This is a genomic window from Companilactobacillus pabuli (genome assembly GCF_014058425.1).
Taxonomy (GTDB): Bacteria; Bacillota; Bacilli; order Lactobacillales; family Lactobacillaceae; genus Companilactobacillus; species Companilactobacillus pabuli.
In genome coordinates this window covers 398019-419430 of the sequence record NZ_CP049366.1, presented here as the reverse complement: position 1 = coordinate 419430, position 21412 = coordinate 398019, and the positions used below count along the sequence as shown (strand labels likewise).

General features: G+C 35.9%; 20 protein-coding genes and 1 other annotated feature. Of the genes, 5 read left to right on the top strand and 15 right to left on the bottom strand.

The genetic code is table 11. From position 1 onward, the window contains the following. Position 1: 1 nt before the first annotated feature. The 9 genes from hisI to hisJ form a co-directional block, all read right to left on the bottom strand. Positions 2 to 313, bottom strand: coding sequence for a phosphoribosyl-AMP cyclohydrolase (gene hisI / locus G6534_RS01985; protein WP_059074428.1), 312 nt, complete (start codon positions 311 to 313; stop codon positions 2 to 4). Then, entirely contained in the window at positions 313 to 1065 is a 753-nt protein-coding gene (hisF, locus tag G6534_RS01980; RefSeq protein WP_059074396.1) for an imidazole glycerol phosphate synthase subunit HisF, read from the bottom strand. Before hisF ends, hisI begins: the two co-directional genes overlap by 1 nt. Next, a complete protein-coding gene (gene hisA, locus G6534_RS01975) occupies positions 1059 to 1778 on the bottom strand; it encodes a 1-(5-phosphoribosyl)-5-[(5-phosphoribosylamino)methylideneamino]imidazole-4-carboxamide isomerase (RefSeq protein ID WP_059074397.1) in 720 nt (239 codons plus the stop codon). Before hisA ends, hisF begins: the two co-directional genes overlap by 7 nt. Beyond that, a complete protein-coding gene (gene hisH, locus G6534_RS01970; RefSeq protein ID WP_182083090.1) occupies positions 1759 to 2376 on the bottom strand; it encodes an imidazole glycerol phosphate synthase subunit HisH in 618 nt (205 codons plus the stop codon). The genes hisA and hisH overlap by 20 nt, the downstream gene beginning before the upstream one ends. Then, positions 2376 to 2960, bottom strand: a complete 585-nt coding sequence (gene hisB / locus G6534_RS01965; RefSeq protein WP_059074398.1) for an imidazoleglycerol-phosphate dehydratase HisB — start codon at positions 2958 to 2960, stop codon at positions 2376 to 2378. Before hisB ends, hisH begins: the two co-directional genes overlap by 1 nt. Before the next feature lie 12 nt (positions 2961 to 2972). Beyond that, positions 2973 to 4259 carry a histidinol dehydrogenase gene (gene hisD, locus G6534_RS01960; protein WP_182083089.1) on the bottom strand — a complete coding sequence of 429 codons (1287 nt, stop codon included), beginning with the start codon at positions 4257 to 4259 and terminating at the stop codon, positions 2973 to 2975. Next, positions 4231 to 4902, bottom strand: a complete 672-nt coding sequence (gene hisG / locus G6534_RS01955; RefSeq protein ID WP_182083088.1) for an ATP phosphoribosyltransferase — start codon at positions 4900 to 4902, stop codon at positions 4231 to 4233. The genes hisD and hisG overlap by 29 nt, the downstream gene beginning before the upstream one ends. Then, positions 4877 to 6043, bottom strand: a complete 1167-nt coding sequence (locus G6534_RS01950; protein WP_059074401.1) for an ATP phosphoribosyltransferase regulatory subunit — start codon at positions 6041 to 6043, stop codon at positions 4877 to 4879. The genes hisG and G6534_RS01950 overlap by 26 nt, the downstream gene beginning before the upstream one ends. A gap of 62 nt (positions 6044 to 6105) precedes the next feature. Next, positions 6106 to 6330: a binding site (T-box leader), on the bottom strand. An 83-nt stretch (positions 6331 to 6413) separates the two neighbouring features. Then, positions 6414 to 7244: a histidinol-phosphatase HisJ gene (gene hisJ / locus G6534_RS01945; protein ID WP_059074402.1), complete on the bottom strand. Its 831-nt coding sequence runs from the start codon at positions 7242 to 7244 to the stop codon at positions 6414 to 6416. 119 nt (positions 7245 to 7363) lie between these two features. Between hisJ and G6534_RS01940 the strand changes: the two genes are divergently transcribed. Together G6534_RS01940 and G6534_RS01935 are read left to right on the top strand one after the other, a co-directional pair. Next, positions 7364 to 7927, top strand: coding sequence for a cadmium resistance transporter (locus tag G6534_RS01940; RefSeq protein WP_059074403.1), 564 nt, complete (start codon positions 7364 to 7366; stop codon positions 7925 to 7927). A 31-nt stretch (positions 7928 to 7958) separates the two neighbouring features. Then, positions 7959 to 8291 carry an ArsR/SmtB family transcription factor gene (locus G6534_RS01935; RefSeq protein WP_182083087.1) on the top strand — a complete coding sequence of 111 codons (333 nt, stop codon included), beginning with the start codon at positions 7959 to 7961 and terminating at the stop codon, positions 8289 to 8291. Position 8292: 1 nt separating this feature from the next. Here the strand turns inward: G6534_RS01935 and G6534_RS01930 are convergent, their stop codons facing one another. The 3 genes from G6534_RS01930 to G6534_RS01920 all read right to left on the bottom strand — a co-directional run bounded on the left by G6534_RS01930 (position 8293) and on the right by G6534_RS01920 (position 11324). Next, complete coding sequence (locus tag G6534_RS01930) at positions 8293 to 9219, bottom strand: AEC family transporter (RefSeq protein WP_182083086.1); 927 nt, start codon at positions 9217 to 9219, stop codon at positions 8293 to 8295. A 144-nt stretch (positions 9220 to 9363) separates the two neighbouring features. Further along, entirely contained in the window at positions 9364 to 10644 is a 1281-nt protein-coding gene (gene rpoN, locus G6534_RS01925) for an RNA polymerase factor sigma-54 (protein ID WP_059074404.1), read from the bottom strand. Between the two features lie 89 nt (positions 10645 to 10733). Continuing rightward, complete coding sequence (locus G6534_RS01920) at positions 10734 to 11324, bottom strand: TetR/AcrR family transcriptional regulator (protein WP_182083085.1); 591 nt, start codon at positions 11322 to 11324, stop codon at positions 10734 to 10736. 326 nt (positions 11325 to 11650) lie between these two features. On the opposite strand from G6534_RS01920, the gene G6534_RS01915 reads away from it, so the two are divergent. From G6534_RS01915 to G6534_RS01905, 3 genes are all read left to right on the top strand, one after another. Continuing rightward, positions 11651 to 14278, top strand: coding sequence for an MSCRAMM family protein (locus tag G6534_RS01915; protein ID WP_059074406.1), 2628 nt, complete (start codon positions 11651 to 11653; stop codon positions 14276 to 14278). A gap of 196 nt (positions 14279 to 14474) precedes the next feature. Beyond that, on the top strand, positions 14475 to 14909 hold the full coding sequence (locus tag G6534_RS01910) for a hypothetical protein (RefSeq protein ID WP_059074407.1): 435 nt from the start codon (positions 14475 to 14477) through the stop codon (positions 14907 to 14909). A 116-nt stretch (positions 14910 to 15025) separates the two neighbouring features. Further along, on the top strand, positions 15026 to 15337 hold the full coding sequence (locus G6534_RS01905; protein WP_059074408.1) for an SLAP domain-containing protein: 312 nt from the start codon (positions 15026 to 15028) through the stop codon (positions 15335 to 15337). A 51-nt stretch (positions 15338 to 15388) separates the two neighbouring features. On the opposite strand, the gene G6534_RS12265 is transcribed toward G6534_RS01905, so the two are convergent. The 3 genes from G6534_RS12265 to G6534_RS01890 all read right to left on the bottom strand — a co-directional run bounded on the left by G6534_RS12265 (position 15389) and on the right by G6534_RS01890 (position 21297). After that, positions 15389 to 16735 carry a C40 family peptidase gene (locus tag G6534_RS12265; RefSeq protein ID WP_182083084.1) on the bottom strand — a complete coding sequence of 449 codons (1347 nt, stop codon included), beginning with the start codon at positions 16733 to 16735 and terminating at the stop codon, positions 15389 to 15391. A gap of 613 nt (positions 16736 to 17348) precedes the next feature. Continuing rightward, positions 17349 to 18683: a branched-chain amino acid transport system II carrier protein gene (gene brnQ / locus G6534_RS01895; RefSeq protein WP_182083083.1), complete on the bottom strand. Its 1335-nt coding sequence runs from the start codon at positions 18681 to 18683 to the stop codon at positions 17349 to 17351. Positions 18684 to 18783: 100 nt separating this feature from the next. After that, positions 18784 to 21297 carry a hypothetical protein gene (locus G6534_RS01890; RefSeq protein ID WP_059074411.1) on the bottom strand — a complete coding sequence of 838 codons (2514 nt, stop codon included), beginning with the start codon at positions 21295 to 21297 and terminating at the stop codon, positions 18784 to 18786. Between the last annotated feature and the right edge of the window lie 115 nt (positions 21298 to 21412).

Sequence of the window (21412 nt, the reverse complement as noted above, 5' to 3'; positions counted from 1 at the left end):
ATTAGCCTTCTTTCACAGAATTGAAAAAACAAGTTCGATTACCGGTATGACAAGCTGGGCCATGTGGATTCACCGAAACTAATAATGTATCTAAATCACAATCCAACGTTAAACTGACAACATCTTGGGTATTGCCACTAGTTTCACCCTTATGCCATAAACATTTTCTAGAACGTGACCAAAACCACGTCTGACCACTAGTTAGAGTTTTTTGATAACTTTCTTGACTCATCCAAGCAACCATCAAAACATCTTTAGTCGTTGCATCTGTTACGACTGTTGTTAAAAGTCCTTTTGAAAAATCTGGTTGTATCATCTGACGACCACCCCTTTGGATTTAACGAATTGTTTCACGTCCGCAATTGTTAATTCACCAAAATGAAAAACTGAAGCTGCTAAAGCTCCATCGACATTTGCCTCTAAAAATGCCTGACTGAAATCACTGACATTACCTGCACCACCTGAAGCAATGATTGGCACATCGACTACTTGATTGATGCTTTGATACAATTTGATATCAAATCCATCCTTTGTACCATCTTGATCCATACTCGTAATCAACAATTCACCCGCTCCCAGTTCAACAACCTTTTTGGCCCAGGAGATGGCATCTAAATTAGTTTTTTTACGTCCACCGTTCACATAGACGAAATACTGACCGGCATCTTTTTTGACATCGATAGCTACAACAATACATTGATTGCCAAATTTTTGGGCTCCTTGACTGATCAACTCGGGATTAGCGACTGCGGCAGAATTAATAGCAATTTTGTCTGCTCCAGCCTTTAGTAGTCGGTCCATATCTGCTACTGACTTAATTCCTCCACCAATAGTTAAAGGCATGAAAACTTGACGAGAAACTTTTTCTACCATATTAATCGTTGTTTTTCTCCTTTGGTTCGTTGCCGAAATATCTAGAAAGACTAATTCATCTGCACCTTGCTTTTGATATTCAGCTGCAATTGCAACGGGATCACCAACATCAGTTAAATTGACAAAATTAACTCCTTTTTTGACACGACCATTATCGACATCAAGACAGGGAATAATTCTTTTAGCTAACATTCTTCCACCTCCAAAATTTGCGAAAGAGAAATTGTTTTTTCAAATAACGCCTTGCCAATAATGCTCTCTTCTATTCCCATTTTTTGCAAAGCCTTTAAATCTTCAACATTACGAATTCCTCCACTGGCAATTAAATTAACTTGCGGAATTTCTTCTCTCAAATTAGTTAATAAATCTAGATTAGGACCTTGCATGGCACCATCTCGGCTGACGTCAGTGACGATAAAATTTTCAGCGCCAAACTCATTCATTTTAGAAATTAGACTAGTCATCTTCACATCTGATTGCTCTAGCCAACCTTCGGTGGCAACTTGTCCATTTTTACCATCAATTCCGATAGCGATTTTTTGACTACCAAAGTCATCCAATAATTGTTTGACCAATTGTGGATTTTTCAAAGCGGCTGAACCGATTACGATACGATCAATACCTAAATTAAGATATTGTTGGGCAATTTGATAGGTTCTAATGCCACCGCCTAGTTCCAAAAAACCTCTAAAATTTTGGCGAATTTGTTTAATCATTGGCAAATTTTCTGGTTGGCCACTTTTTGCACCATCTAAGTCAACGAGATGTAATTGCTTGATGCCAGCTTTATTAATTTCAAGTGCTTGTTGGATTGGCTCTTCATTGATTGTTGTCACCGCTTGATAATCACCTTGATATAAGCGCACACTTTGACCATTCTTTAAATCAATTGCTGGAAAAATCATCTTCAATCACCATCCTTTGAAAATTTTTCAATAAATTTAGACCAACTCGACCACTCTTTTCAGGATGAAATTGCATCCCAATAACTCTATTATTTTGAACCAAGCTAGGGATCAATTGCCCATAATCCACCCCTGCAACAATATTTTCTAATGGACAGTCGGCGTAATAAGAATGCACAAAATACGTATATTGCTGATCAATCGGAAAACTAGTTTTAATGAAAGTCTGATTTTGATTCCAGCCCATTTGTGGTATTTTCAGTTGTCGCTTGGGAATTGCTTTGACATTTCCTTTGATTAAGCCCAAGCCCTTGGTATAACCGTATTCTTCACTTGATTCAAACAACAATTGCATCCCTAGACAAATTCCTAAAATAGGAATTTTATTTTTTTTAACTTGTTGCAAAACTGCTACTAAATTGCGATTTTCTAAGGCCTGCATAGCCGGTTTAAAGGCTCCAACACCAGGTAAAATAACTGCTTGTGCATCAAGAATGGTTTGTTCATCTGCAGTCAATTGATTTTCAATATTTAAATAATCTAAGGCTTTTTTTAGATTTCGGGTATTGCCAGTATCGTAATCGACAATTGCAAACATCAGATCACACCCTTCGTAGAATTGACGCCAATAATTTCTGGATTAATTGTTACAGCTTGACGTAATGCTCGGCCGAAGGCCTTAAATAAACTTTCAACCTTGTGGTGAGTATTTCGACCGTAAAGAATTCTTGCATGTAAGTTCATTTCGGCACTAAAAGCTACTGCTTGAAAGAAATCTTCCACAGTTTCGGTATCTAATCCACCCAAACGAGGATTTTCAAATAAAGCATCAAAGACTAAATATGAACGGCCACTGAGATCCAAACTGACTTGTCCTAAAGTTTCATCCATTGGTACGAATTGGGTTCCAAATCTTTCGATACCCACTTTTTTACCTAATGCCTGTTTGATACACTCGCCTAAAACAATTCCGGTATCTTCAGTCGTATGATGAGGGTCAACATCTAAATCACCGTTAACTTTCACTACCAATCCAAAACGACCGTGTTTAGCAAAGAGATTCAGCATGTGGTTCAAAAAACCGATTCCAGTATCGATATCGACTTGGCTCTGGTCATCCAAGTTTAAAGTCATCTTAATTTGTGTTTCCTTAGTATTGCGTTCAATTGTTGCTTGTCTCATCCTTATTCCCTCTTATTCGTAGTATTTATCAAATCTTGACTCAATAGCTCGAGCATGTGCTTCCAAACCCTCTACTCGCGCCAATGTCGTGATGGCTTTAGCTTCTTTGGCTAGAGCTGGTTTCGTATATTGAATAAATGAAGTTCGTTTAACAAAATCATAAACACCCAATGGCGATGAAAACCTAGCAGTACCACCTGTCGGTAAGATGTGGTTAGGACCAGCAACGTAATCCCCCAAGGGTTCAGATGCATATTTTCCTAAGAAAACTGATCCAGCATTTTTAATTTGATTTAGGTATTGAGTTGGATTTTCCAATTGGATTTCCAAGTGCTCCGGAGCGATCAAATTCATTAAGGTAAACATGTCATCTGGATTTTTAACGATAGCGATGAAACCTTTATTCAAAACTGAAGCTTGAGCTATTTCTTGACGTGGCAAAGTCTTTAATTGTAAATCTACATTTTGACTGACAGCTTGAGCCAATTTTTCACTGTCAGTAACTAAGATGGGGCGGGCTAACTTATCATGTTCTGCTTGAGATAATAAATCGGCTGCTAATTGTTTAGGGTCAGCCTGGTCGTCGGCGATAATGCCAATTTCTGAAGGTCCAGCTACCATATCAATAGCTACTTGACCAAAAACTTGTTTCTTAGCAGTAGCAACAAAAATATTTCCAGGACCAACAATCTTGTCAACGCGTGGAATCGTCTCTGTTCCAAAAGCCAAGGCAGCAATCGCTTGAGCACCACCAACTTGATAAATCGAATCGATTCCAGCAATCTTGGCAGCAGCCAAAACTGCCCTGGAAATACCATCTTTTTTTGGAGGTGTAACCATGACTATTTCTTTTACACCAGCAATCTTAGCAGGTAGAGCACTCATTAAAATTGTTGAAGGATAAGCAGCCGTACCACCAGGAACGTATAAGCCAACTTTTTCTAAAGGAAGTAATTTTTGTCCTCTCAAAACCCCAATTTGTTCAGCATCAATGAAACCTTTATTGATTTCTTTTTGGTGAAAACTTGTGATATTTTTCTTTGCCAGTAGTAGAGCTTTTTTGACATTTTCATCTAAATTTTCGTAAGCCTTATCAATAACTGCTTGATCCAATTTAAAATCTGTTAATTTCACCTGATCAAATTTTTCTTCATAATTACGCACTGCCGCATCACCATTTTCAGCAACCTGTTCAATAATCTGACTGACAGTTTGCTCAACTCTTGGATCAGTTAATTGACGTGTTTTGTTTTGAACGATTTGTTCTAATTCATTTAAGCTCTTTTGATAAATTTTCATTCTTACCTACCTCTTTTTCTTCAGTAACAACTTTTTTTAGTTGATCTATAAATTCAAAAATTTCTTGGGGACGTTGTTTCAAAGCCATTCGATTGACAACTACTCGTGTAGAAACTTTATTCAGATAATCAAAAACTTTTAAATTATTCTCACGAAGGGTCGTCCCTGTTTCGGTAATATCAACGATGGCATCGGTCAGACCAATCAAAGGTGCTAATTCAACCGATCCTTCAATCTTGATTATTTCAACATCTTGGCCAAGACTATCGAAATAATCTTTGGTGATATTAGGATATTTGGTTCCAATAATCTTTCTTTTAGGTTCATCTGGATCAAAATCCTCAGTTGAAGCTAAAACAAATTGACACTGACCTGTCCTTAAATCTAGTAATTCGTATTGGCTATTACGATGTTCCGTCAAAATATCACTACCGACGATACCAATATCAACGACTCCACGCTCCAAAAATGTTGTGACATCTGGACCTTTAGCCAAAATAAATTCAAATGGTTGAGAAGTAGATTTAAATATCAAACGTCTTTTCTTATTTCGTAGTTGCGTACAATCAATTCCGGCTTTTTCTAATAACGGAATAACTTGTTTTTCAACGCGACCTTTAGTTAAAGCTATCTTCAAATTCATTTTCATCCTCCTCAATATCGATTATTTTGGCTTGAGTTCTTTGAGCTTCTTTTATGGCATCAGCTTTTGTATCACTTAAAGACAAAGTTGCATTCGGCAATTTTTGGACTAATGCTTGTGCTTTTGACCAATTCTCAATCGAACTAAAAACTAAAATTTTTGGCAAACGATTGATTTTCTTTACACATAAATCTGTTAATAAATCGATGTCGATTCCCATACCGACCGCTGGTTCATTTTGAGCTTGAAAATTGGCTAATAAATTATCGTAACGGCCGCCGCTGAAAATATAATCTTCACCACTTTTGGCAAATCCTCGAAAGGTCAACCCGGTGTAATACTGTTGGGGAGCACGACTGCTCAAATCAATAACTAGTTGTTGATGGGGACGAACTTGTCTGACTAGGGAAACGACTTTTTTAATTTTTTCCAATCGTACAGTCACTGAATTAGGCAAATCATATCCATTCAATTCTTGAAAAATATCATCCGGTTCTCCGAAAAGTCGTGGCCATCTTTTTAACAAAGGATATAAATTTTGAGTTTTAAAAGGTATTATCAATCGTTCATATTCAGTTATCTTTTTATCAAAGAGTGCTTGGGCGATTTGTTTTCTCAATTCAGCATCATCAGTGAAAATATCGAGAAAAATTTTGGCAAAATCGGCATATCCTAATTCAATCGTTACTTGCTCATCTAAAATTTCTTGGCTTAAATCATAAATGTTACTCAAGCATTCCAATTCAGCTTTAGTTGACCGATAACCGACCAATTCAATCCCAGCTTGTGTCAGCTGATTGTAGGAACCGGAAAGACTGCGACTAAGACGAAATATATCTCCTACATAACAAAATTTTTGTGGCAAAGGAATACTTGTTGAACTGAGAAATCTCGCTATCGGCAAGGTCAAGTCGGACCTTAAAACAATCGTGTCACCTTCTTGATCCAGCAGACGATACATCTTCGAATCAATTAATTGATAAGGCTGAAAAACAGCTTGTTTCTCAATAATCGGTGTAGAAATTCTTGCAAAACCTAAGCTCTTAAAATGTCGTTGAATTATCCCAATAATGCGTTGCTTTTCTTCAGAACGAACCCCAAATTCATCTCGAGTTCCCAATGGTAATAAATTGTTTTTCATTTTCTTGACCTCCCCTAATATAAAAAAATAGATAAAAAAATCCCCTTAGCAAAATAAATTGCTAAGAGGACGTAATTTGCGCGGTTCCACCTCATTTCGTCTAACCCTTGCGGATTAAACCTCACGTTGGCTGAGTCAACTCGGATAACGAAACCGATCGGCAAAGCCTACTTAGTTCAGCCCTGCAATTCCTAGGTGTGGGTTCATCAATCACCATGTTCTTTTTCCACTATCAAGAACTCTCTGTGAAGGTTGGATCAATTACTTTTCCTAATCATTATTTTTATCATTAAATTAAATTTAAATTAGAATTATTAAATAATATTTAAATTGTTTTTAATGATATAAGCTGATTTTTAATTTGTCAAGCTTAATTTAACATTTTCACTAAATGATAACCCCGACCAACTGACAAAATATCGTGAGCATCGGAACCATAAATTAGCGGTATGTCTAACTTTTGGGCACGAGTTAAAATCGATTGCCCTGGATAAAAATCATTGCAAAAAGGTTTATATAATCCGGCCAAATTTAAATCCAATTGTCGATTTTGTTGTTTAATATCTTGTAAAATTTCGTCAATCAACAATAGATTCTTCTCGTCATATTGATTTGGTAAATGGAAATAGTCTTGATACTTTCTAACTAAGCTCATGTGACCGATTCTGATTGGACGATAAATCCCCAAATCTGCCTGAACAGAATTTCTAACTGTTTGAAAATAACGGGTAAAGACGTCTTGAGACTGCTCCAATAAGCTTTTGAATCCTTGTTGAAAATCATTTACGCCAAAATCAACGCACCACAATTTCTGGTCAGTTCCTCGCATAAAGTGAACTGACAAAATATTTTCTTGAGTTCTAGGGCCATATTCATCCAAAAAATCTTTGGTCCAGTCTTCAAAGCCCGGCAAATAATCCACTTCAAAACCAATCGTAATTTTAATTTCAGATTGGTATTTCTTTTGCAAACGAGTCATTTCTTGAAAATATTTTTCCAAGTCAGAGTTTGCCATTGAAGCTTCGGTCAGTCCCTCTTTAGTTCCTGCGTATTCGTTTTTAAAATCTGGTGGCAAAGGCGCATGCTCGGTAATACAATACTTTTTGAAACCTAATTTAATTGCCCGTTGGATCATCAATTCAGCATCTTGACCGCTACCATGAGGGCAGAATTGGGTGTGCGTATGTCCATCAGTTAACATTTTAATCACCTCATTTTTAATAATTGAATCACTTTTTCTAATTATTTACAATGTATCACGCACAATACATATGTTATTATTAACATATGTTATGAATAACATATGAAAGAAGCTAAATTATGAATTATTGGTTATTATTATTAACTTTTTTAAGTGTGAATCTCGATTTTTTCTTTATGCTAATTTTCTTACTAAAGAAATTTAAATTATCTAAAGTAATTCTCGGTTATCTCTTAGGAAACATAATTTTATTAAGCATCAGTTTCACTGTTGGCAAAACGCTCGCCACCTTTTTACCAGAGTGGATTTTGGGAATACTAGGAATTTTACCAATTTACTTAGCTTTACATGATGACGATGACGACAATGAACATTTAGAACATAAGTCCGACATTATGACAGTTTTGATCACTTATTTATCTGTTTGTGCCGGTTGTAATTTATCGATTTTCTTGCCAGTTTTGACCAGGGAAACTTTGGACAACTTTATGATTACATTGCTGTTTATCGGCTCTTTGACCATTTTAATCGTTTGCATCATCAAATTGATTTCTCAATCAAAATTGGTCGAATTCATCATGAAAAAATATGGCGAAATAGCTATGAAAATTTGTTATCTATCTATTGGTTTATACGTGTTTTGGGACAGTGGTCTAATTACCCATCTCCTAGATTTGCTATAATAACGTTATTATAGATAAAGGACCGAGTTAGATGAGTAAAGAAATTAGAGATCGTATCAATTCTGAACAGTTAGTTGAGTCAGAACGTATTTTCAAATTATTGAGTAATCCCAACCGTTTACAAATGTTGAAACTTTTGGAAAGAAAATCATTAAGCGTCAATGAAATCAGCCAAACATTAAACATTGAACAATCAGTTGTCTCCCATCAACTAGCAATTTTGAAACAACATCAACTCGTTAGTTCAAAAAAAGACGGCAAATATAATTATTACCGTCTTGATGATCCTCATATTCTCGATGTAATCAATGAAATGCTTCAACATGCAGATCACGTGATTCGTGGCAAAAAGCATGGTGAATAATTTACAAAATATTTCCTAAAGCAAAAACTAACGGAATCGTAATTAAACTCAAAATAGTCGATAAACTCATCAAAGAAATTGCTGGAGCGGCATCCCCCTGTGCTTGTAGGGTAAACAGAACTACTAAACCAGCAACTGGACAAGCTGCCATGACAATTGTCGTGTAAAAGGCAATTCCAGTCACTCCCAATATTTGCAAAATAAAAATGGCGATGATTGGGAATAGTAAATTACGTAAAAAAATCGTCAAACCAATTTCCTTGTTCAACATCTTTTTACTAAAAGTGATATTCCCCAAACTGTTACCAATAACAATCATCGACAAAGGAGTATTGACAGAACCAACGTATTTGATGATTTGATTAGGAACGCTAGGAATTTTGATTGAAAAAACAAACAAGATAACACCCAGAACAATTGCAATAATATTAGGATTCAATAAAACTTGTTGCCAATCAGTTTTCTCCTCATTGTCACTAGTTTTAAATAGAGAAACTCCTTGCGTCCAACTGAAAATATTAAATCCTGCTAAGGATACAACCGCAAAAAATACTCCGGGAGCACCGAACAAAGAACTTATTAGCGGTATTCCCATAAAGCCAGCATTTGAATAAATACTGCCATATTGGGCAATACGTCTGAGATTCTCATTTTTTAAACGGCCAAAAATCAGTTTTGCCACGATAATTTCTACAAAATACAAGATGACAACACCTAAAATGGCCAACAAAAATTGCTTGATCCGTGAATCAGAATAAGGTTGTTCAAAAGCATTGATAATTAAACATGGCGAAACAATATACAACAAAACGTTAGTTAAATCGCTTGAAGTTTGTGCATGCATAAATTTTAATTTGTTGATTAAAACCCCAATCAGCATTAGACCAAACATTAGAATAATTTGATTTATTAATTGTCCGATATTCATTAATGTCCCCCTTTGGTTAATACATTATACAAATATTTTATGCCAAAAGGCAGTTTTAAATACAAATAACGCAAAAAAATCCCATTGGAATGTCTAATAATGACATTTTAATGAGATTTTTTACTTCCTCAATTAAACTAGACTTCAAATACGACGACGGCTAGTTGATGGAAAACCTAATTGTTCACGATATTTAGCAACAGTCCGACGAGCAATTTTTAGTCCGTCCTCCTGCAACATATCAGCAATTTTTTGGTCACTTAAAGGTTTCTTTTTATCTTCATCATTAATGATATCTTTAATTTTAACTTTCACTTGATCAACTGACTTGTCTGCACCCATGGTCACCTTACTACGGCGAGAGAAGAAGCGTTTCAATTCGAAAATACCAAAATCAGTTTGAATGTATTTTCCGTTGATTGTCCGACTAACTGTTGATTCACTAATTTGCAACTTTTGAGCGACGTCCCGAATCAATAGTGGCTCTAATGCTTGAGTATTTTGCATGAAGAATTGATATTGAGCTCTGACGATACATCTACCAATGATCGAAATGGTATCGATTCGACGCTGTAAATTATATTCCAAAGTCTTATATTGATTGTACTTATCGTGAATATACTTTTGAACATCATCATCAGTTGATTTTACTAGACGATCATAAGTCTCTTCAGCAAAAACTAATTGTGGTTGACCATACTTAGTAATCGATAAGGTCAATTTATCTTGATTTTTTTTAACCTGTAATTCTGGAACGACGTACTGTTCATTTTGTGACGTATATCTTTGACCAGGATTAGCTGACAAAGACTGGATAAAACTAATGTCCTTTTGCAATTCCACATTTGAAATCTTCAAACTGCGCTTTAATTGTTTCCACTCATGCTTAGTAAATAATTCGAAATTATCACTCAACATGGACATAATTTCTTTATTAGCATTATCAGCTTGAGCTTGTAAATATAAGCACTCTTGCAAATTACGAGCCCCAATCCCTGGAGGATCTAGTTGTTGCAACAATGTCTTGGCATCAAGCAACATAATTGGCGTTATATCTTTTACTTCCTCAAAAATTTCTTTATCTGACAAAGTCAAATAACCATTTGGATCTAATTGTTCAATTAAATAAATGACTAAATCACGCAAAGGTGTTTTTCTCATCGTCAATTGAACTTGATCTAATAAGTACTCAAACAATGATTGTTGTTCATCTTTAATTTGATACGAAGCATTATTACTATTTTCGATAAATGGCATATCCAAATTGACATGAACGTCAAATAATGGATTTTCTAAACTCTGTTCATTCAAATAATCAGCCAAATCGATTGCATCAGATTGCAAAATTAAAATGGACTGACGCATACCTTGAGTCAAAGACAATCCCTGAACTTGCTTTTGATTCAAGTTTTGTTTTAATTCCATCAGATTCACTCCCTTCCTAACAGCGCTTTCATTCAATAACTAATATAATGATAGCGCTTTTTAAGTAATTTGTATTCTTATCCCAAAAATTAATTTTCCAAATTGCGTTTAATATCCAAAAAGCTCTTCAATCCTGATGAATTCAGACGAATCAAGCGATCTCTAAATTCATCTCTATCAAGTTGTACTCGTCCATCGTAATATATCCGAAATAACAGCAAAGTATTACGAATCAAAAAACTAGCACAAATATAAGCATCTAATTTACTAAGACTGAATTCCTTCAATATAGCATCAGCCAAGCCTTTTGAAACTTTTTCTTCAACTTGCTGACCAATAAAACGATAATCCACCGATGTCATCATAAAGGTATAAAATTCTCGTGATTGAGAAAAGAAGTCAAATACTTTATCAAAAATATAACCCGGAACTGATAATCCTTCTCTGAGAGGTTTTTCCAAAATCAATCGTAAAATTTTTTCAGAGATTTCATCTGCTATCATCGTTGAGAATTCATCAATTGAGTCATAATGCAAATAGAAGGTTTTTCGATTTATTTTGGCTGTTTTAGTCAATTGCTTAACTGTAATATCCCGATATTTGGTTGTCTTAGCCAGTTTTTTAAAAGCATCTTGTAAGGACCGATTAGTTTTCTGTACACGCCGATCAACTCTTTCCATTATCCTCACCGTCACTATTTTTGGCATCACTATAACATATTTTCGATGAAGTTTTTTTCCATTTTTTTATAGCTTTCAAGCAAAAACACTTCAAATTTGTAGATAAAGTGTCTACTGATTTGAAGTGTTTTTATTTGCATATTAAAAATTGGTACATATAAGAAATGTTATTTAATGGGTATAATTAATTAATTGGTCTATTTATTTTACTTGTTTTTTTGTAGGCCATATACTCTAGTTGTAACGAGAATATGTATGGGTTCGGCACCAATAATCAAGTTACTATTTTTTAATAACTTATCGTATTTTAAGGGAGATGCTTTTTAATGAACATGAAAAAATCATTGATTGTTACGTCCTTAATTGGATTGTTTTTAGCATTTCTAATCTTCTTCATCCCACAAATTTCAGTTCAAGCAGCTACGACAACTACTACTCCAACTGAAACGACGGCTTCTCCGCCTGGGAATACTACTACTGCGGCCACAACGACTACTCCGACAACTAGTACATCCAAAACTACTAGTTCGACTAATCAAACTACACAGCCAACAACTACCTCTGCAACGCCTAGAGCATTAACAATTACCGGCTTAGGTGCTGAAGATGCCACTTTGACCGACGTCAATGGTAATCCTGTCACTGCAAGTGATAATTTATATACTTGGTTAAATTACAAGGTAAATTATAACTGGAGTATTCCAGATGGCGTTCAAATCAATGCTGGTGACACTACTCAATTTACTTTACCTGAAGGTGTTGTCGCCAATGGCAATTTAAGTTTCCCAATTTACAATAGTAGCAACGTTGAAATTGGTACTGCTACGATTAAAAATGGTGAAACCGTTGGTACTTTAACATTCAATAACGTTTTGTCCAATACCAATGCTAACCGTAAAGGTACTTTGACCTTAGTTTCAAAGGGTACAAATACTGGCAATGGTACTGAAGGTGAAAATTGGATGTTTAATAAATTAGGCTGGGTCGCAGGATTCGATGCCAACAACGTTCCAAACGAATTAACTTGGAATATTGCTTTCAATCCTAACGAACACAACTTAAGCGGCGTTACTATTACTGATACCTTAGGTCCTAACCAAGAGTACATTCCTGGTTCTCTATCCGCTATCGGTGGATCTTATGGACCTGGTGGATTTGTAAGTAACGGTCAACAATTAAATCCAACAGTTACAACCGATGGTAACAAAGTTATCATTACTTTCCCTGGTAATGTTACAACTGCTGTAGATATTTACTACAGAGTTAAAGTAACTAATACTAATGCCAGTGGTTCAACAACTTGGACTAATAACGCAACCATGGCTTCAAGTGAAGGTACCAATGACATCAGTGCCTCAACATCTTGGGGTGGTTCCGGAACTGGTAATGGTGATCAACAAGTCGGTACTGTTTCATTGCAAAAATCCGATGCTACAACCGGTAAAGCTTTGAATGGTGCTGAATATCAATTAGCTGACGGAACTGGCTACGTTATCATTTCCAACGCTGAAACTGATGAAAATGGTCAAATCAACATTAAGAACTTACCTTATGGTTCTTATACTTTGACTGAAGTAAAAGCTCCAGATGGTTATTTGCTTAATCAAAATCCAATTGAATTCACAATTCCAGATAAAGATGGCAATGTCGATCTTAAAGTTAGTCAAACTGATAAAGCCATCCCTGGTTCAGTTATTTTAACTAAATCAAATGCTGCAACAAAGGATCCAATTGCTGGCGCTACTTTTGAATTATTAGATAGCACTGGTAAGGTCATCCAAAGTGGACTCGTAACTGACAGCACCGGTAAATTGGCTATCGACGACTTACCCGTCGGTGATTACTCCTTAGTTGAAACTGCTGCTGCACCCGGTTATGAATTGGATGCTACACCATTGAACTTTACAATTTCTTTGAATCAAACTACTCCATTAGCTCTTGAAAAATTCAACACTGCCCTTGATACAACACCAGATACTGGTAATGCTGTTTTGACAAAAGTTGATGCAAGCGATACTAATACTGTTTTGCCTGGCGCTGTTTATGATCTTGTAGACAGTACTGGCGCAATTCTTCAAACGGGTTTGACAACTGACGCTAATGGTAAAATCACTGTTTCTGATTTACCAACTGGTACTTACTCATTTGTCGAAACTAAAGCTCCTGAAGGCTATCAATCAAGTCTTCAACCAATCAGTTTTACCATTTCTAAAGGTGAAACTACTCAAGTAGAAGCTAAGGATACTTTGATCGAATCAGATATCCCAGTAACACCTGTAGAACCTGAAAATCCTGGCACTACTCCTGGTACTACACCTCCTACAACAAATCCAGAAAATCCTAGTCAACCTGGAAATCCTGGTACTACTGAATCTCCTGTAACTAATCCAGAAAATCCTAGCCAACCTGAATCTCCTGGTACTAACGAACCTTCTGTAACTAACCCAGAAAGTCCTAGTCAACCCGGAAATCCTGGCACTACTGAGCCTCCTGTAACTACTAACCCAGAAAGTCCTAGTCAACCTGAATCTCCTGGTACTAATGAACCTTCTGTAACTAACCCAGAAAGTCCTAGTCAACCTGAATCTCCTGGTACTAACGAACCTTCTGTAACTAGCCCAGAAAGTCCTAGTCAACCTGAATCTCCAAGTGCAACTGAACCTGTCTATCCAGAAATTCCTGGTACAGAAAATGCCGAAGAAGCTCCTAGTTCTTCCACACCTTATCCAGAAACTCCTGGTACACCTTCCAATACTACAAGTCCTAGTTTGAAACCATCTGTTTCAACTAGTGGAACAAGTAATTCAACAATCCCTATTTCTGGTCAATCATCATATGAAAAAGGCACATTCCCACAAACTGGTAATGAAAATGGCTTGTTCATGATGATTAGTGGATTGTTCATCGCTTTGTTCGTACTTCTCAAGTATTGGATCAAGAGATTAAGTTTCTAATTTTTCTGAAAAAGAAGACCTTGCAATCATGATTTTGCAAGGTCTTTTTTTATATACACAATGGCTACACATCAAATAACCTTTTTGAAAGTTAATAAGCTATTATATTTTTTGATAACAGGATATTAATAAAAACCTAGCTATCTTTTTCAGAAAATCAATTTATATAGTATGCGGTTCAAAGGAGATAAAAATCATGAAATTAGTTCAAAAGAGTCTTTTGTTCGCTTCATTATTTGCAGTCGGAATGGGTGCTACAACTATTCCCGTTGTTGCAAGTGGCAATGGTGCCGTTCAAGCTGCCACAGTCGTTAAAGGTACAACTGCCAACGACTACTTCTTCAAAATTGGTAAAGATAAATTTGTCAAAGGCGAAGATGTTAAGATTTTGACTAACGACAATCAAACCGATGAAGATATGGTTTCAACCATTGAAGCTAACGATTTTCGTTTGGAAATAAATGTCCCTAAAGCTCAACTTTACAATGAAAAAGGTGAAAAGACTGGTAAATGTTTAACTCAAGGAACTGTTTGTAAAATTGGTGATCAAAACGCCTTCTATGACAGCACCTATTATAAAGACTTCAAAGGCAATATCTCACAAATGAACAATAGTACTTTAGTTTCATAGACATTTCGACAACGTCTCAAAGTCACTACTGAATCATTTATGAGTTAAGATGTTTTTGATAACAAAATAATCGTTATCATATTATTACTGAAAGTTAATTCAAGGAGATAAAAATCATGAAATTAATTCAAAAAAGTCTTTTGTTTGCTTCATTACTATCTGCTGGTGCTTCAGTAACCACCATTATTCCGGCCGTTTCTAATGTAGCCATTGTTCAAGCCGCTACGAAATGCAGTTCTAGTTCAAAAATCAAAGTTAAAGTAGCTAAAGCTCAACTCTATAACGAAAAAGGTAAGAAATTATCTCGTTGTTTAACTAAAGGTAAAACTTGCACACCTAAAGAGAAGACCTCAATCAAAGGTCAAAAGTACTACAAAGTTGGCAAAGATGAATTTGTCAAAGCTAGCGACGTATCACTAGAAAAATAGGATTTCTCAAAAATAGTCCTGTTGAAAATTTCAACAGGACTATTTTTTTGACTAATAAAAAATTCTTACTCCAAATGATGGTTTGAAACTATTCGTTATTGAATCTATCTTGACGTTAGTACCAGGCTTCAAAGCATTGAGATACTGATTGTTTCCAAGATACAAGCCAACGTGATAAGTAGCTCCGGCGTTACCCCAAAAGACTAAATCACCACGTTCTAGTTGATTAAGAGAAACCTTCGTTCCAGCTGTTTCTTGAGGAACCGTCCAACCACCAATATTTTGACCGGTTACTTGACGAAAGACATATTGCATCAATCCCGAACAATCAAAATTGTTAGGACCTTTGCCATTCCAAACATAAGGCTTACCTAGTTGTTGCTTAGCGACATTGATTACTTCATCGAGCACTTCACTTCTAGTTTTACCATTCAAACTGACCGGACTTCTCTTAACAGATACTTCACTAACTGCGGTAGAAGGCAACCAGCCACCATCGCTCTTTTCATACCAAATCGTATTGCCGGTTAAAACGGTTGAAACTACTTGTTCAATTTGACCAGCATCGATACTATTCTTTGTTGCAGAATTGAAGTTACTATCCGAATAAACAGAGGTCTTCTTGTCTGCTTTCACTGCAGCATAGTTAGGATCCCACACTTGGGCTGAGCTTTGAGTAAATTTGTCATTACTGATCTTAGTGAATGCACCTGATATCCATTGATCACTACCAATTTCATACCAAGCATCTCCATTGAAATCAACTACCTTGTCAAAGAATTTCCAACTAGTTCCATTGGCTAGTTTTCTTCCGGTAGCAACTTTATCATTCCCAAAGCCTTGCCATAAATCAATCCCACTATCAGGAGCATAGGCAATCGTAGCTGTTCCAGTATTTTCAATTTCGATACCATTGTACTTTGCTGCATCATCGCTGTTGATCCACATGTCCGTGGCAATCTGATACCATGTTTTACCATTAATATTATCAACTCGGTTGTACTTCCACATACTACCTTTAGCCAATTTGTTATCGGCCGCATTATATTTACCACTGTCGTAGTTGTAAACTAAAGCTCCATTACTCCCGACTTTGACAGTCCCAGTACTAGCTTGTCCGTGTTGTAATTCAACGTCACTTGCTTTGACGAATTCATTAGTTGCAACACGATAAACCGAACCAACACTATTTAAATCAACTCTTTGATCGGTAACCCAAGGCGTATTAGCTGCTAAAGCACGATTACTGATCAATTTTCCATCATTATTATATAAACGTGCCATATTTTTAGTTGTAACGATACCCTTAATACTGTCAGCTTCAACTGGCTTAATAATTGCCATCGCCCCTAAGATACTGGCACTAATTAAAAATGTCGTGATAATTTTTTTCTTCATAAACGTTTTACCCCTATAAAACAAATTATAAATGTCATCATTAGTTTAGTATTTTCCTGAATCGAGTACAACCAAAAATGAATTATTACCTTTTCACTTGGCTTTTTAATTAAATTAGTATAGTAATATGCCGTCCTCCATAGCAAAGAAAATTTGGCTGGAATGTAGTGGGCACGATTTTGAGCTTTTGCATAAATCAAGTGTGCAAAATCTCAAAACTCGGCCTTATTCTAAGCAACGAGTTGCTTAGAATAACTTCACTACTGAGCCAATTTTCTTTGCTATTCCGGACTAAACAGTGATTTTTAATTTTTATAGAATCAAACAAATAAGCATCTATTCAGATATAGTCGATTGACTATAACTAAATAGATGCTATTTTTTTAGTTTGAATTACTTGAAATAAATAATAAATGTCGTTATTCAGTCGGTAGTGGCAGCTTTGTGGATGCTCAGTACTGAAATTTCACTTAGCAATTTATTGCTTAGTGAAAGGCCAAGCTTTAAGACTGTTCCCGGTTCTGGAATTGGCTTAAAGTTGCGCCCAGTACGTTCCAGCATCCACAAAGCAGAACGGATGACGACAGCCAGCAGTACCATAATACTCTATATATTATTTTTCTCTTTTAATACGACTGATTACAAAGCCAAGTAACAAACCACATAACGCCGGTACTACCCAGCCCAAACTTAATTGCGACAATGGCAAATAATCATTCCAGACTAAAATCCGTTGAACCAAACCACTTTGCATAGCCTTAGGTAAAGCCGCAATTCCGGCAAAAAAGGCTGGTATCAAGGTAAACAATGTCGTAATACCAAACAACCATTTTGATTCCCCAATAATCGGATTTAATACCGAAATAATAATCAACACAATGGCCAGTGGATATAAAAACATCAATACTGGCGTCGAATAATTGATCAACTTCGTTAAACCAATATTAGCAACTAAAAATGACAAACCAATTGCAAAGGCTAAAACAGCCTGATAATTAAATTTAGGAAACATTTCCGTAGCCGTTTCACCAAAGGCTGAAGTTAAACCAATAGAAGTTTTTAAACAAGCAATGATGGCAATCAAAGCTAATAACAAACTTCCAAAGGAACCAAAATAGTAGTTGAACACTTGCGCCAAAGTTACTCCACCATTGGTTGCCAATGGAAATTTATTAACACTCATCGTTCCTATCAAAGCCAAAAAGGCATAAATGATACCCATCAAAACAACACTGATCAATCCAGATTTAATTGTATCTTTAGCAATTTGTTGGGGATGTTTTACTCCTAACGACTTGATCGTATCGATCACTACTACTCCAAATGCCAATGAAGCTAAAGCATCCATCGTATTATAACCTTCGGTAAAACCACTCAACACAGCATGATCAACATATTGACCTTGAGGAGCGACATTCAAACTTCCCATTGGTTTGATAAAAGCCGTTACCACTAAAATTCCCAATAAAATTAAGAAAATTGGCGTCAACCATTTTCCAACATAAGTCATCAATTTACTAGGTTTTCGTGCTAACCAAAAAGTTATACCAAAGAATAAAGCTGAAAAAATTAATAAAACGAAATTTTGATGATTTTTACCAATAAATGGTGCCAAACCTAATTGGAAAGAAATTGTTGCTAAGCGAGGAATAGCAAACAGTGGTCCCATCGTCAAATACAACAAAATCGTAAAAATATAAGCAAATGGCCGATTGACTTTTTCCGCCAAATCAAAAACACTATTGCTACCAGTCATTCCCATACTGGCAACTCCTAAAAGTGGCAACCCCACTCCGGTTATCAACAATCCAATAACAGCGCCAAAAACATTACTACCTGCTTGTTGTCCTAAAAATACTGGGAAAATTAAATTTCCGGCTCCAAAAAACAATCCAAATAACATTGAACCGATAAAAAATAAATTTCTCCAAGTTAACTTTTCATTCATATAGATTACTCTCTCAATTTAAAAATACATTTATTTATAATAAACGAATCCTGGCCTTAGGACAAGAAAAAGCCGAGATATTAGTCATCCCGACTTTTAATTAAACGCTATCAATTAAACTCCAATGAATCTTACCTTGATATTTACCAGCCATATTATCTTGATCATCATGCAATAAAATACCTTTGTCATTAGCCCAACTTCCACTAACGTCAGTTGTTTTAGAGTCAGACGACAAATCTTGGGCAATCAAAATATCTTGATTCAACATTGAAAAATCATTGCCATTCTTATCACGATAAAACATTGGTCCTATAACTTGAGAGGCATCATTCTCCAAAGTTAATTCAGTTCCATTGGCTGTCAAAGTCCACGGCGTATCAGAGCTAATTACTGAAACTTTCCAATGCCCTTTTCTCTTAACGTATCCATCCGGTGCCACTTTATTAATGTTCTTAAATGAATAATTTGGATCAACATCTAATTTTAATTGCTTACCTTCAACTTTAACCTGATAAGTAATTGATTGGCTGACACGATTCATACTGTCAATCGCATAAACTGTAATTTTATGAGTCCCCGTACCCAAATAGTCAGCACTAAATTGCGTAGAATTGGCTATATCATTAGCAATATCATAAGAAGTTTTCCCGTCCGCTGTTGAAATAGTTGTTTTGGTGGCTGTTTTATCATCTACTTTCGTATATAACGTAACACCCTTTGTATCAAAACTAGAACTGTTGAGATAGTTCATCGCTAAATTCAAATTAACCTGGTTATTTGATTCATTTCCCGTCTGAATCGTTCCTAAATCTAAATTATCATTCGTCGTTAATTGCAGACGATCATTAATAATAAACGATGGACTCATAATATCATCTAAGAAATGCAAACTTTGATACGATGCATGCTGACCTTTGACCGTTGTTGGCGTCGTCTGTGCGTCAGCAGTACCGAAGAGTTCAATTTTAATATTTTCATTCTCACTGTTTAAAGCATCTAAAGTTAATGCCACCTTATTATCGCTTGTCAAACTGGTTGCCGAAATTGGAACAGTTCTATTTTTTGATTCATCGGAAAAGCCAGAATAAATTATTTGTCCGATGTTGTTATCCTCATCCGGACTAAAATCGACGTTTGATGGCAAAGTAATATTCGTTGTGATATCACTTCCCGTTCCTTCAAAACCTGAAATGTAATTCAAATTATAATCTAAACGTAATTTATCTCCATTGGCCACGTTATAATCTGGATCCTTGGTGGCTGCTGTAATAGAAACTGGACGTTTATCCAAATCTTTAATTTCACGTCCTAAATTATCATCAGCATCATACTGCGATAAATCATAAAGTTTAGTAGTAGTTTCGATATTGGCAACATTAGGCATTTGTTGCATGATAACTGCAAACGTTGAAGGTGAAGAACTTTGTGAACCTGTAGAAGCTGTAAATCCCCAGCGAACTTTGGTATTTCCATCCCGCATAAATTTGCTAATATCAACTGTCACATTAGTCTTTTTATCATAATCAAGGTAACTTTTTAAAGTTCCATCGTAAGTTTTATCGTTAAAAATATACGACATTTTGGCTAAAGTCGATCCAGCTGCAGGTGGCGTATAGCTGAGTTTGAAGTGATGCCATGAGTTATACACATTCGTTGCTGAATCACTCGTATAACCAGTTAAGTACATACTATGAATTACGTCACGATGATTTAAACCATAATAGTAGTGATTCTTATATCCTGTAAAAATATTCCCCCAGTTATTATTTTTACCATAGTAAGTATTGCCGCTATCATTTGGATTAACGCCCATATTTGCACTAGTATTATTTTGATTTATTCCGACATTAGCCGGATAATCCCAAGCCATATGCTGGCCTTTTGCAATCTTTACGCCACTATAAGTCAAACCATCAAAATAATCATCATAGTTACTGCCAGAAGCTGCCGGACTGGAATTTTGCAAAGTATCAAATTCTAAGGCCCAGCTATTTTGAATCGCGCCAAGACTTGGATCAACAAAATTGCTTAACGTATTATCACTGGAACTGGCAACGCCCCAAACTCCTAAACCTTCACCAAAGGCTGTCTTGCCCTCGTTAGCTGAGGTCGCAATTGCCTGAGTTCCTCTAGTGTCATCCTGCAAGACAAATGCTAAACCATCGGGGAGACCCTTAGCTGTATCGTCACTAGATCCTGAATAAGCACTTTTATCACCCATATACAGCCAGGCAGAAATAACTTGAGGCTTACTGAGATCAAAATAATTATTAACACTAGAACTACCACCATCATCACTAGATACTTTACCCCAGAAAGAACTAGTCTGTTCTTGACCACCATCACTGCTTAATAATTGATAAATATCAGTCGAATTATCATAAGTAGTATTACCGGCTTCAAAGAGTTTAGCGCTATTAACCGTTCCATCCTTGTAAGTATCAGCCTTTGATACAAAATCCTTCATTGCAATTCCTGGGGGCGTAGTTTGATATACCTCTGATGTGGTGGGCGGTGTGGCAGCCGCTTTAGCCGTATTTATTGGCAATAAGCTTAAACAAATTGTAAAAGTAATAAATATATTAATAATTTTTAACAACTTATTTTGCATACGCAATTCCCCCTTCTCCTATTTAAGAATCACGTTTTTATTTAAAATAATCCCAATATTATTTATATTTATTATACATGTAAGCCTTGCCAATTAACATCCATAATTTATTATA

What these genes read in the sequence shown, in the direction of transcription:
- hisF (WP_059074396.1), bottom strand. Translation starts at nt 1,065, where the DNA reads ATGTTAGCTAAAAGAATTATTCCCTGTCTTGATGTCGATAATGGTCGT.
- hisA (WP_059074397.1), bottom strand. Translation starts at nt 1,778, where the DNA reads ATGATTTTTCCAGCAATTGATTTAAAGAATGGTCAAAGTGTGCGCTTA.
- hisH (WP_182083090.1), bottom strand. Translation starts at nt 2,376, where the DNA reads ATGTTTGCAATTGTCGATTACGATACTGGCAATACCCGAAATCTAAAA.
- hisB (WP_059074398.1), bottom strand. Translation starts at nt 2,960, where the DNA reads ATGAGACAAGCAACAATTGAACGCAATACTAAGGAAACACAAATTAAG.
- hisD (WP_182083089.1), bottom strand. Translation starts at nt 4,259, where the DNA reads ATGAAAATTTATCAAAAGAGCTTAAATGAATTAGAACAAATCGTTCAA.
- hisG (WP_182083088.1), bottom strand. Translation starts at nt 4,902, where the DNA reads ATGAATTTGAAGATAGCTTTAACTAAAGGTCGCGTTGAAAAACAAGTT.
- G6534_RS01950 (WP_059074401.1), bottom strand. Translation starts at nt 6,043, where the DNA reads ATGAAAAACAATTTATTACCATTGGGAACTCGAGATGAATTTGGGGTT.
- hisJ (WP_059074402.1), bottom strand. Translation starts at nt 7,244, where the DNA reads ATGTTAACTGATGGACATACGCACACCCAATTCTGCCCTCATGGTAGC.
- G6534_RS01940 (WP_059074403.1), top strand. Translation starts at nt 7,364, where the DNA reads ATGAATTATTGGTTATTATTATTAACTTTTTTAAGTGTGAATCTCGAT.
- G6534_RS01935 (WP_182083087.1), top strand. Translation starts at nt 7,959, where the DNA reads ATGAGTAAAGAAATTAGAGATCGTATCAATTCTGAACAGTTAGTTGAG.
- G6534_RS01930 (WP_182083086.1), bottom strand. Translation starts at nt 9,219, where the DNA reads ATGAATATCGGACAATTAATAAATCAAATTATTCTAATGTTTGGTCTA.
- rpoN (WP_059074404.1), bottom strand. Translation starts at nt 10,644, where the DNA reads ATGGAATTAAAACAAAACTTGAATCAAAAGCAAGTTCAGGGATTGTCT.
- G6534_RS01920 (WP_182083085.1), bottom strand. Translation starts at nt 11,324, where the DNA reads ATGGAAAGAGTTGATCGGCGTGTACAGAAAACTAATCGGTCCTTACAA.
- G6534_RS01915 (WP_059074406.1), top strand. Translation starts at nt 11,651, where the DNA reads ATGAACATGAAAAAATCATTGATTGTTACGTCCTTAATTGGATTGTTT.
- G6534_RS01910 (WP_059074407.1), top strand. Translation starts at nt 14,475, where the DNA reads ATGAAATTAGTTCAAAAGAGTCTTTTGTTCGCTTCATTATTTGCAGTC.
- G6534_RS01905 (WP_059074408.1), top strand. Translation starts at nt 15,026, where the DNA reads ATGAAATTAATTCAAAAAAGTCTTTTGTTTGCTTCATTACTATCTGCT.
- G6534_RS12265 (WP_182083084.1), bottom strand. Translation starts at nt 16,735, where the DNA reads ATGAAGAAAAAAATTATCACGACATTTTTAATTAGTGCCAGTATCTTA.
- brnQ (WP_182083083.1), bottom strand. Translation starts at nt 18,683, where the DNA reads ATGAATGAAAAGTTAACTTGGAGAAATTTATTTTTTATCGGTTCAATG.
- G6534_RS01890 (WP_059074411.1), bottom strand. Translation starts at nt 21,297, where the DNA reads ATGCAAAATAAGTTGTTAAAAATTATTAATATATTTATTACTTTTACA.